The 12,103-nt window shown below is 63.7% G+C and carries 7 protein-coding genes, 1 pseudogene and 1 riboswitch; of the genes and pseudogenes, 6 read left to right on the forward strand and 2 right to left on the reverse strand.

Features of this window, described 5'->3' with window-relative positions; translation table 11 throughout:
- Positions 1–207 precede the first annotated feature (207 nt).
- The 3 genes and pseudogenes from F6B93_RS17265 (at position 208) to F6B93_RS17270 (ending at position 7,452) form a co-directional block, all read left to right on the forward strand.
- Entirely contained in the window at positions 208–3,762 is a 3,555-nt protein-coding gene (locus tag F6B93_RS17265) for a PPE domain-containing protein (protein ID WP_211696170.1), read from the forward strand.
- 249 nt (positions 3,763–4,011) lie between these two features.
- Positions 4,012–4,542, forward strand: a pseudogene (locus F6B93_RS23810) (PPE family protein); the annotation flags it as partial.
- Between the two features lie 198 nt (positions 4,543–4,740).
- Positions 4,741–7,452 carry a beta strand repeat-containing protein gene (locus F6B93_RS17270; protein WP_425518562.1) on the forward strand — a complete coding sequence of 904 codons (2,712 nt, stop codon included), beginning with the start codon at positions 4,741–4,743 and terminating at the stop codon, positions 7,450–7,452.
- 134 nt (positions 7,453–7,586) lie between these two features.
- Here F6B93_RS17270 and F6B93_RS17275 read toward each other — a convergent pair whose 3' ends face one another.
- Complete coding sequence (locus F6B93_RS17275; RefSeq protein ID WP_211696172.1) at positions 7,587–8,516, reverse strand: LLM class flavin-dependent oxidoreductase; 930 nt, start codon at positions 8,514–8,516, stop codon at positions 7,587–7,589.
- Positions 8,517–8,521: 5 nt separating this feature from the next.
- On the opposite strand from F6B93_RS17275, the gene F6B93_RS23455 reads away from it, so the two are divergent.
- A complete protein-coding gene (locus tag F6B93_RS23455; RefSeq protein ID WP_281426102.1) occupies positions 8,522–8,656 on the forward strand; it encodes a hypothetical protein in 135 nt (44 codons plus the stop codon).
- A gap of 59 nt (positions 8,657–8,715) precedes the next feature.
- Here F6B93_RS23455 and F6B93_RS17280 read toward each other — a convergent pair whose 3' ends face one another.
- Positions 8,716–9,900, reverse strand: coding sequence for a PPE family protein (locus F6B93_RS17280; protein WP_211699568.1), 1,185 nt, complete (start codon positions 9,898–9,900; stop codon positions 8,716–8,718).
- Between the two features lie 415 nt (positions 9,901–10,315).
- Between F6B93_RS17280 and F6B93_RS17285 the strand changes: the two genes are divergently transcribed.
- Entirely contained in the window at positions 10,316–11,158 is an 843-nt protein-coding gene (locus F6B93_RS17285) for an SDR family oxidoreductase (RefSeq protein WP_211699569.1), read from the forward strand.
- Positions 11,159–11,173: 15 nt separating this feature from the next.
- Positions 11,174–11,821 carry an SDR family oxidoreductase gene (locus tag F6B93_RS17290; RefSeq protein WP_211696173.1) on the forward strand — a complete coding sequence of 216 codons (648 nt, stop codon included), beginning with the start codon at positions 11,174–11,176 and terminating at the stop codon, positions 11,819–11,821.
- 28 nt (positions 11,822–11,849) lie between these two features.
- A riboswitch (cobalamin riboswitch) is annotated at positions 11,850–12,067 on the forward strand.
- Positions 12,068–12,103: the final 36 nt, after the last annotated feature.

Raw genomic sequence — 12,103 nt, forward strand, 5'->3', positions numbered from 1 at the left:
GACGAATTCCCTTGTCGCGCATGTGGTGTAGGCCGGCTTGTGGTTTAGCAGTGTAGTCACCGACTGCGCCCCGGACGCGCCGGGGTGGCCGAGCGCTTTGGTGAAAACGCCAATACCGGCGCGTGAGCCTCGTAGTGTTTTTGTTGCCAAGGTTTGTGAGTTGTGGCGGGATCGGACCTGTGTTGCTCAACTTGTAAGGGATGCGCGATGAATTTCATGGTGTTGCCTCCTGAGATCAATTCGGCACGAATCTTTGCCGGTGCCGGGTCAGCCCCAACGCTGGCCGCCGCGGCCGCCTGGGACGGACTCGCCGCCGAGTTGGGGGAAGCGGCAACCGCATTTTCATCGGTCACAGTGGATGTGGCCGCTGAGGCATGGCAGGGTCCAGCGGCGGCGGCGATGGCGGCCGCGGCAGCCCCGTATGCGACCTGGCTGGGCGCCGCCGCCGCGCGGGCTCTCGGCGCCGCGCAACAGGCCCAGGCGGCCGCGGCGGTGTTTGAGGCCGCCCGAGCGGCCATGGCGCATCCACTGTTGGTGTCAGCCAACCGCAACCAGTTGGTGTCGCTGGTGCTGTCGAACTTGTTTGGCCAAAACGCTCCCGCCATCGCCGCGACGGAGGCCGCCTACGAGCAGTTGTGGGCTCAAGATGTCGCGGCCATGGTGGGCTATCACAGCGGGGCATCCGCGGTGGCCGGCCAGCTCGCACCCTGGCAGCAGGCATTACGAGCCCTGCCCGGCTCGGTCGCCGCGAACGCATCGGCAGTGGCGGCGGCTCCCGCCGCGGCCCTGCGCTCCGTGGTCGCGGGCGCGGGTGCGCCGGTGGCCGCGGCCCTATCATCGGGGGCGGCGGCGGCCTCGAGCCCAGCCGCGCTGGCGATCCCCGCGTTGGGTATCGGCAACATCGGTATGGGCAACGTGTTCAGCATCGGCAATATCGGCAACTTCAACCTGGGCAGCGGCAATATCGGCGACTTCAACCTGGGCAGCGGCAACAACGGCAACGCCAACCTGGGCAGCGGGAACATGGGCCAGGCCAACCTGGGCAGCGGAAACTTCGGCTTCTTCAACCTCGGCAGCGGCAACATTGGTAGCTCGACCCTGGGCAGCGGGAACTTCGGCAATCTCAACCTGGGTGGCGGAAACAGCGGCAACAGCAACTTCGGCTTCGGGAACCTGAATGACGGTAACTTCGGTTTCGGAAACCGCGGCGGCAGCAACTTCGGCTTCGGAAACGACGGCACGCTCAACTTCGGTTTCGGAAACGCCGGCGACCGCAACTTCGGCGGCGGAAGCCAGGGCTTGTTCAATCTGGGCAGCGGCAACAACGGCGACGGCAATATCGGGTTCGGGAACCTCGGCAACAACAACCTGGGGTTTGGGAACCTCGGCAATGCAAACCTGGGATTTGGGAACAACGGCAACAACAACATCGGCTTCGGGCTCACCGGCGACAACCTGGTGGGCATCGGCGCGCTCAATTCCGGGATGGGGAACTTCGGTTTCGGCAACTCCGGGGACAACAACATCGGATTCTTCAACTCCGGCAGCAACAACATCGGCTTCTTCAACTCGGGGGACGGCAACTTCGGCTTCTCGAACTCCGGTAGCACCAACACCGGATTCTGGAACGCGGGCTTGACCAACACCGGCATCGGGAACGCGGGCTTGAGCAACTTCGGTTTCGGGAACGCGGGTGACCAGAATATGGGCTCCGGGAATGCCGGCGTCCAAAACATGGGCTCCGGGAACGCGGGCAACTTCAACGTGGGCGACTTTAACTCGGGCTTCGAGAACACGGGCGACTTCAACTCGGGCCAGCGCAACACGGGCCTGTTCAACTCGGGCGAGTTCAATACGGGCCTATTCAACTCGGGGGGGTTCAATACGGGCCTATTCAACTCGGCGGACACCAACACGGGATTCTTCAATTCGGGCAACACCAACACCGGTCTGTTCAACTCGGGTGACCTGAACACCGGCATCGGCAGCCCGGACACGCAGGCGGTTGCCAACTCGGGCTTCGGCAACACCGGCACCGGTAACTCGGGTTTCAACAACTCGGGTGACAATAATTCCGGGTTCGAGAACACGAACCAGGGCGCTGCCTTCGGTAACTCCGGCTTCCAGAACGTCGGCACCGGCGCTCTGTTCAGTAACTCCGGCGTGCGAAACACCGGCGCCGCAATCTCGGGTCTATTCAATGCTGGCACGGAAAACACCGGTCTGCTTAATTCGGGGTCAAACAACTCCGGTATCAATAACGCGGGCTCCCAACTCGTAGGCATCTCCAACACGGGAACGTTCAACACCGGCCTCGCGAACTCTGGCAGCGGCGGCTTCCCGGCAACGTCGGGATTCTATAACTCCGGCGAGAACAGCTCGGGGGGCTTCAACACCGGTGATAACCAGTCGGGTTTCTTTGATATCTCCAACATTTTGTTTGCGGCGGTGGCCAGCGTGCCCGCCGTACCGGTGATCGCACTGCCGGGACTCGTGGTACCCGCCCTGGACACCGGCTTGGGAAATACGGGCGCGTGGAACTTGGGTCTTGGCAATATCGGCAATGCCAACCTCGGTAGCGGAAATATCGGCAACGCGAACCTGGGCAGCGGAAACGAGGGCTTCTTCAACTTCAGCAGCGGAAATATCGGCAACACGAACCTGGGCTCGGGCAACCAGGGCTTCTTCAACTTCGGCGGCGGCAATATCGGCGACATCAACTTCGGCTTCGGAAACAACGGCCACTTCAACCTCGGCAGCGGGAATGCCGGCGACAGCAACTTCGGCTTCGGCAACCTCGGCAGCCTCAACTGGGGTAGCGGCAACCTGGGTAGCTCCAACATCGGCAAAGGCAACCTCGGTTCCTTCAACATCGGCTTTGGAAACAACGGCAGCACCAACATCGGCTTCGGCAACCTCGGCGACTTCAACCTGGGCTTTGCCAACAACGGCAACAACAACATCGGCTTCGGGCTCACCGGCGACAACATGATCGGCATCGGCGCACTGAACACCGGTATCGGCAACATGGGCTTCGGCAACTCCGGAGACAACAACATCGGTTTCTTCAACTCCGGCAGCAACAACGTCGGCTTCTTCAACTCCGGCGACGGCAACACCGGCTTCGGCAACGCCGGCGCCACCAACACCGGATTCTTCAACGCCGGTGCCACGAACACCGGCTACGGCAACGCCGGCAGCATCAACTTCGGCCACTGGAACGCCGGCAGCTCGAACATGGGCAACGGCAACGCCGGCGGCTTCAACCTCGGGTTGGGCAATTCGGGCAGCACCAACACCGGCAGCTTCAACTCGGGCTCCCTCAACACCGGCGACTTCAACTCGGGCGACACCAACACCGGGTGGGCCAACTCCGGCGACACCAACACCGGCTTGCTCAACTCCGGGGACCTCAACACCGGAATCGGCAGCTCGGTAAATCAGATCGGGCCGAACTCGGGCTTCGGGCACACCGGCACCGGCAACTCGGGCTTCTTCAACTCCGGCGACGGCAACTCCGGGTTCGAAAACGCCAACACCGGCGGCGGGGCCACCGGCCACTCGGGCCTGCGCAACTTCGGCGACGACACCAACGTCGGCTTCCTCAACTCCGGCACCAACAACACCGGCATCTTCAACGGCGGCAGCTCCAACACGGGGTTGGACAACTCCGGCAACGGCAGCTCGGGCGTGCAGAACTCGGGCGACAACAGCTCGGGATTCGACAACTCCGGCGACAACCAATCCGGTTTCAACAACTAGGACTGTCCGGTTCCGAGGAGTCCTCGTCCGGACCGGCGACCAGGGGTGCGGCAGAAAAGATCGAGCGCTTTGGTGAAAACGCTGATACCGGCGCACGACCCTCGTAGTGTTTTTGTTGCCAAGTTCTGTGAATGGTGGCGGGATCGGATCCTGTGTTGTTGACGGGAGGCACCATGAGCCGCGGTGACGGCCCTGTGGTCAAGATCAGCGCCAAGATCAGCCTCAAGATGGCTATGAAGGGATGGCGTGATGAACTTTATGGTGTTGCCTCCTGAGATCAATTCGGCACGAATCTTTGCCGGTGCCGGGTCAGCCCCAACGCTGGCCGCCGCGGCCGCCTGGGACGGACTCGCCGCCGAGTTGGGGGAAGCGGCAACCGCATTTTCATCCGTCACAGCGGATTTGGCCGCTGAGGCATGGCAGGGTCCAGCGGCGGCGGCGATGGCGGCCGCGGCAGCCCCATATGCCACCTGGCTGGGCGCCGCCGCCGCGCGGGCTCTCGGCGCCGCGCAACAGGCCCAGGCGGCCGCGGCGGTGTTTGAGGCCGCGCGCGCTGCCACGGCGCATCCACTATTGGTGTCAGCCAACCGCAACCAGTTGGTGTCGCTGGTGCTGTCGAACTTGTTTGGCCAAAACGCTCCCGCCATCGCTGCCACCGAGGCCGCCTACGAGCAGTTGTGGGCTCAAGATGTCGTGGCCATGGTGGGCTATCACAGCGGGGCATCCGCGGTGGCCGCCCAGCTCGCACCCTGGCAGCAGGCCTTGGGTGCGCTGCCCGGCACGGTGGCGAGCTCGGTGGGCGCTGGCGTATCCGCGATGGCCGGCGCCCCGGCGGCGACGGTCGGCTCGGTGGGCGCTGGCGTATCGACAGTGGCTGCTGCCCCGGTAGCGGCGGTGCGCTCAGTGGGCGCTGGCGTATCAGCGGCGGCCGCCGCGCCGATAGCGGCGGTGCGCTCAATGGGCGCTGGCGCGTCGGCGATGGCCGCGGCGCCCGTGGCTGCGTTGCGCTCGGTGGCCGCGGGAGCGGGTGCGCCCGTGGCCGCCGCTATGGCTTCGGCGGCGTCTAGCCCGGCTGCGTTGGCGATCCCCGCGTTGGGAATCGGCAACATCGGCATGGGCAACCTGCTCAGCATCGGCAATATCGGCAACTTCAACCTGGGCAGCGGCAACACCGGCGACTACAACCTCGGCTCCGGGAATATCGGCAACTCCAACCTGGGTAGCGGGAACATGGGCCAGGCCAACCTGGGCAGCGGAAACTTCGGTTTCTTCAACCTCGGCAGCGGCAACATCGGCAACAGCAACTTCGGCTGGGGAAACTTCGGCAGCCTCAACCTGGGTAGCGGCAACGTCGGAGATAGCAACTTCGGTTTCGGCAACATCGGTAGTGGGAACTTCGGCAGCGGCAACTCCGGCAGCGCCAACTGGGGCGGTGGCAACCTCGGCTCGTTCAACTGGGGTCACGGAAACTTGGGCAGCAACAACATCGGCTTCGGCAACCTCGGCACCTTCAACCTGGGCTTTGGCAACAACGGCACCAACAACATCGGCTTTGGGCTCACCGGCGACAACTTGGTCGGCATCGGCGCACTGAACTCCGGGATGGGCAACTTCGGCTTCGGCAACTCCGGAGATGGCAACATCGGCTTCTTCAACTCCGGTAACAACAACATCGGCTTCTTCAACTCCGGAGACGGCAACTTCGGCCACGACAACGCCGGCAACATCAACACCGGCTTCGGGAACGCGGGCTCGACCAATACCGGCTTCGGTAACTCGGGCAGCGTCAACTTCGGCTTCGGTAACTCCGGCTTGCAGAACATGGGAGGCGGCAACGCCGGCGGCAACAACGTCGGCTTCGGAAACTCCGGTGGCTTCAATATGGGCAGCTTCAACTCGGGCTCCACCAACACCGGCGACTTCAACTCGGGCTCGACCAACACCGGGTGGGCCAACTCGGGCGACACCAACACCGGTCTGTTCAATGCGGGTGACTTGAACACCGGTATCGGCAGCCCGGACAACCAAGCGGTGGCTAACTCGGGCTTCGGTAACACCGGCACCGGTAACTCGGGCTTCAACAATTCCGGCGTCGGTAACTCGGGCTTCGAGAACACCAACGGCGGGGGCCTCGCTCTCGGCAGCGCAGGTCTGCTCAACTTGGGCGAAGGAAATGTGGGCATCAGCAACTCGGGCGACGGGCTGAATACAGGCTTGTTCAACACCGGCTCCGGGAATGCCGGTGTGGCGAACTCAACCTCCGGCGGTGCATTCACCGGCGCCAACTCGGGTGTGGCCAACTTGGGTACCGAGAGCTCGGGGTTCTTCAATACCGGTGATATGCAGTCGGGATTCTTCGACTTGTCCACTATCTTGTTTGCGACCGCGGCCAGCGTGGGAACCCAGCTCACCACAACGGCTGCCGCGCTCGCCGCGGCCCTGCCCGCGATCGACGTTCCGGTCTTCAACGTGGGCATCGGCAACATCGGCGAGTACAACCTGGGCAGCGGAAACATCGGCTCCTTCAACCACGGCCTCGGAAACATCGGCAACGCAAACCACGGCAGCGGCAACACCGGCAACGCCAACTGGGGCAGCGGAAACATTGGGTTCTTCAACTGGGGCAGCGGCAACGAAGGCAGCACCAACTTCGGTTGGGGCAACATCGGCGACCTCAACCTCGGTAGCGGCAATGCCGGCGACGGCAACTACGGCTTCGGCAACCTCGGCAGCTTCAACTGGGGTAGCGGCAACCTGGGGAGCTCCAACATCGGCAAAGGCAACCTCGGTTCCTTCAACATCGGCTTTGGAAACAACGGCAGCACCAACATCGGCTTCGGCAACCTCGGCGACTTCAACCTGGGCTTTGCCAACAACGGCAACAACAACATCGGCTTCGGGCTCACCGGCGACAACCAGATCGGCATCGGCGCACTGAACACCGGTATCGGCAACATGGGCTTCGGCAACTCCGGAGACAACAACATCGGTTTCTTCAACTCCGGCAGCAACAACGTCGGCTTCTTCAACTCCGGCGACGGCAACACCGGCTTCGGCAACGCCGGCGCCACCAACACCGGTTTCTGGAACGCCGGCAGCACGAACACCGGCTACGGCAACGCCGGCAGCATCAACTTCGGCCACTGGAACGCTGGCAGCTCGAACATGGGCAACGGCAACGCCGGCAGCTTCAACCTGGGCTTCGGCAACGCCGGCAGCACCAACACCGGCAGCTTCAACTCAGGCTCCCTGAACACCGGCGACCTCAACTCCGGCGACACCAACACCGGGTGGGCCAACTCCGGTAGCACCAACACCGGCCTGCTCAACTCCGGTGATCTGAACACCAATATCGGCAGCACCGTCGATCAAGTCGGGCCGAACTCGGGCTTCGGGCACACCGGCACCGGCAACTCGGGCTTCTTCAACTCCGGTGATGGCAACTCCGGATTCCAGAACGCCAACACCGGCGGCGGGGCCATCGGCCACTCGGGCCTGCGCAACTTCGGTGACGACACCAACGTCGGCTTCCTCAACTCCGGCACCAACAACACCGGCATCTTCAACGGCGGCAGCTCCAACACGGGGTTGGACAACTCTGGCAACGGCAGCTCGGGCGTGCAGAACTCGGGCGACAACAGCTCGGGATTCGACAACTCCGGCGACAACCAATCCGGTTTCAACAACTAGAACCGCAACGGGCACGGGGCCAGGCCTGAAACGCCTCCTCATTGACTCGCGACTCGTCGTTGCGCCAACTCTGGGGTCGTGGCCGAGTTGCGTTCGCGAGGTCGATCCCAGCACACCGAGGAGACACACTCAGCTCATTGCACTTGATGGAGCAGTGGTTGCACCTGGGCACCGACGAACCTGACGAAGTCCTCGATGTCGACGTTGGCGGCGGGTTGCAAGACCAGGGTGTCTGTTCCGGCGTCGATCCAACGCTGAGCAGCGTCGGCTATAGCCGGGGCATCATCAGGTGCGGTGATTTGAGCGAGATCATCAAATCCCGAGTCCAGGATTTCGTCATCGACACCCGTTCGTGCATCCGGATCGGTGGCGCACAACACGTAGGTGACGATCGAATGCGACTTGATCGCAGATTGGTTGGCTCGGCCCCGGTCAATGTGACCGATCGCGGCGCGCACCGCATCAGGCGCTGTGCCATCTGCAAGGACAGTTCCGGTGGCCAGTTCTCCGCTGAGTTGAAGTGTCAGGGGGCCTTTGGCGGCCACGAGCAAGTCAACGTCACCTTCAGGAGGCCACGCCAGGCGGACATCACTCAGGGACATATATTGGCCGTGGTAAGAGACAACCTCTCCGTCCAGCAGCGCAGTCAAGCAGGTGACGTACTCGCGTAGCAAGGTCATCGGCGAGCTGACCTTTCCACCGATCTGGCCCATCCAATCCTGAACGCCGTGGCCAACTCCAATCCGAACCCGGCCAGGGAAGGCGCGATCCAGCGTGGCGATCTCCATCGCGGTGAGGGCTACGTTGCGCATGGGTACCGGTAGCACACCGATCCCTACGGTGAGCCGAGCGCTGTGAGATAGCGCAATGGCTGCAGCAGAGATACCACCGGATAGGAAGCAGTCTTCCCACAGCCACAGCTCGTCTAGCGCGGCTTCGTCGGCAACACGAGCCGTGGCAGCCAGCCTTTCAGGGCCGAACTGTGGCAGATAAACGCAGCCGAGCCGGACCTTCGGTCGAGGGAAATTATGGTCGCTGAAGTTCAACGTGCCGTGCAGACTCATAACTGGTGAACATCCCACAACCCACCGACAACCACGACCGACCGGCCTATAACCCCGCGGAGCGCCGCCCCCGCAGCGACTACCGGCGCACCCTCATTGACAAAGCCGGCAAAGTAGGACTAGCCACGGTCAAGGGCTGACAGCGCCGGATTTTAGAGATGTCGTCAGCGGCTGACCCAGCCACTTCTGGCTAGGGCCGCTATCCGATGCCGGTCCGGGGGATCACACTGGGCCGTGCGGTCACCACATTCGGATTGGCCCCACCACGGCCCAACATCCCGCCGGGCGCCCCAGCCCCAGCACCACCCATACCCATGGGCATCGGCATCATCCCCATCGGGCGACCACCCGCCGCGGCCATCTCGGCCGTATTCGGCATCGCACCCAGCCCCGACACCGCCGAACTGGTGATCCCTTTGGGCACCGACCCCTCCCACGTCGGCGGCACCGACATCGCACCCACCAACCGCGCCTTACCCAATTCGCCGGCCATCCCCGAACCCAAAGCCCCGGCACCGCCCAGGCCCTCCAACGGAGCAACATCACCGGCCAACAACGCACCATCAGCGGCGGCCAACCCGCCAGCCTCAGCCCCAAATGTCCCCGCAGTCGCGCCTGTCTGCCCCAACTGCATCAACGGCCCAATAAGCATGCTGGCCGGCATCGCCACCGCCTGCGAGGCCCCCAACACCGTCTCCACCGGCACCGCCGAGGCCATCGCCGGCAAACTCTCGGCCGCGCCCTGAACCACCGGCGACAACGCCCCCGTCGCCGCCGTGGCCATCCCGGCAAGCTGACCATTCACCTGCGCACCAATAGCGGCGACCTGCCCACCAATAGCGCCCAACCCCGCCAACTCCAGCGGCGGCACACCAAAGGGCGTCAACGCCGCGGCCACCGACGTCGCCCCCGCGTCATAGCCCACCATCGCGGCCACGTCCTGAGCCCACATCTCCACATAGTCGAACTCGGTCGCCGCGATCAGCGGCGTGTTCTGACCCAAGAAATTCGTCGCCACCAACGACATCAACGCCGTGCGGTTGGCCGCCACCGCCGCTGGATGCACCGTCGCGGCCAATGCCGCATCAAACGCCAGCGCCGCCGCACGCGCCTGGCCCGCCGACAACTCCGCCTGGCCCGCCGCAGCGCTCAACCACGCCACATACGGTGCCGCCGCAGCCGCCATCGACACCGACGCCGGACCCGACCACGGGCCATTGGCCAACCCGCTCAGCACCGACTGAAACGACGTCGCCGAACCTGCCAAATCCGCCGCCAACCCGTCCCAGGCCGCCGCCGCCACGAACAGCGGGCTCGACCCCGCACCACCAAAAATCCGCGCCGAGTTAATCTCCGGCGGCAACCACGAAAAATCCAGAATCATCACAACCCCAACCCAGCAGCCCGCAAAGCGGATCCAGTAGTCACACGGCCAACGGCTATCGCCGATGATAGCCATTCATAGGACATTCATAGAAATAGTCGCCTATGGCGACTATTTCTCCAACCGAATAGTACGGCATGCCCGCACGAAAGTCTGCACTTTGGCGAAACCTCCTTCGACAGTCTCATCACCATAGATCAGATCTCTGCGCAATCACTTCCGCGGCCCGATCGCTGTCGAGGCGCACCGGGCACGACCGCAGCCTAGAGAGCGCGCGTCGCCAATCCTTGAGAGACACCGTCCCGCGGTGCGCCGCCGTGCATAGCAAGTCCGCCTCCCCCGATTGGTCGGTGTTGAGATCAACTATATGTTCTTCTCCAGAGATGCAGGCCAGGCGGTCCGAGGAGGGAGCATCATGACTGCAATCGACCGCTTCCGATACGACGGCAAGCGAGCGCTCGTTGTCGGTGGCGCGACGGGCATGGGCGCCGCCGCGGCCAAGACAGCGGCAGAACTCGGCGCCGAAGTTGTCGCGATGGATTACGCGCCGGTGCGCTACGACGTCGCGCACGCAATAAACGTGGATCTGCGCGACCCCGCTTCAATCAACTCGGCGATTGATCAGATCGGCGGACCGGTACACGCAGTGTTCTCTGCCGCCGGCGTCGCAGATGGTCCAGACCTTATGAGGATCAACTTCATCGGCCATCGCCATCTCATCAAGCGACTGCTTGACAACAACCTGCTCTCGTCGGGCTCGGCGATCTGTTTGATCTCCTCAGTCGCCGGCATGGGGTGGGAAAACGATCTGCCGCGACTGCTGGAGTTTCTGGCCACGCCCGACTATGCGGCGGCCCAAGATTGGGTATCGGCGCACGAGGCCGACGGCATCATCCATTACGGCTTTAGCAAGAAGGCCATCAATGCCTACGTGGCGACCCAGGCCTATCCCCTTTTGAAGAAGGGGATCCGCATCAACGCCATTTGCCCCGGTCCGACCGACACCCCGCTGGCCCAGGCCAACGCAGACCTGTGGCTCACCTTTGCGCAGGACTATCGGGACGAAACCGGCTCCAAGGTCCATACCCCGGAGCAGATGGGCGATGCCATGGCGTTCCTCAACAGCGCCGCCGCTTTCGGGATCAGTGGAATCACGATGCTGGTGGACTACGGACACACGATGTCATCGCTCACCGGTGCGTACCCGCCCGGCAAACCCATCATCGATCTGATCATGGGCCGCGCCCCGCTGCCCTAGCGGTAGCGTCGGGTCATGGCGCGCATCATCGTTATCGGTGGCCACGGCAAGATCGGACTGCGACTGGCCCGCATCCTGACCGAACGCGGCGACCAAGTCAGTTCGGTCTTCCGCAATCCCGATCACTCCGACGACGTCGCCGCGACGGGCGCCAAGCCGGTGGCGGCCGATATCGAACAACTCGATACCGCCGCGCTGGCGCAACTGTTGGCCGGGCACGATGCGGTCGTCTTTTCGGCTGGCGCAGGGGGCGGCAACCCGGCGCGGACGTACGCGGTCGATCGTGATGCCGCAATCCGGGTGATCGATGCCGCCGCGCCAGCGGGCGTTCGTCGTTTCGTGATGGTTTCCTACTTCGGCGCGGGTCCCAACCACGGCGTGGCAATCGACAATCCGTTCTTTCCGTACGCGGAGGCCAAGGCGACCGCGGATGCTCATCTACGGGCCAGCGACCTGGATTGGACCGTGCTGGGACCGGGCCGGCTCACGCTCGAACCCGCGACGGGCCGAATCGCTGTGGGTGCGGGAAAAGGCACTGTCGCAAGGGCAAATGTCGCACTTGTTGTGGCCGCAGCGCTGAGGGACGCCTCGACCATTGGCCGAACCATCGAGTTCAACGACGGAGATGTCCCGATCACCGACGCGCTGGTGGCCGCAGAGTAACCTGGAGCACGCAGCTGGTCTGCCGTCGCCACATGATGCTGGCGCCGGCATCGAGCGAAGCAACGATGCGTCGCGAGAGGGAACCCGGTGAGAATCCGGGACTGTCCCGCAGCGGTATGCAGGAACGACCGCCGTCTTAGAGCACTGGTCCTTAGGAAATCTGAGGCTGGGAAGCGACGGCCAGTAGGAGCACCACCGAAGTGCGCGCCTGCAAGTCCGAAGACCTGCCAGCCGTGCCGGGCGCGCCGCGTCCGGCGGCTCATCGCCTCGTGGAGTGGGCGC

The organism is Mycobacterium spongiae (assembly GCF_018278905.1).
Lineage (GTDB): Bacteria > Actinomycetota > Actinomycetes > Mycobacteriales > Mycobacteriaceae > Mycobacterium > Mycobacterium spongiae.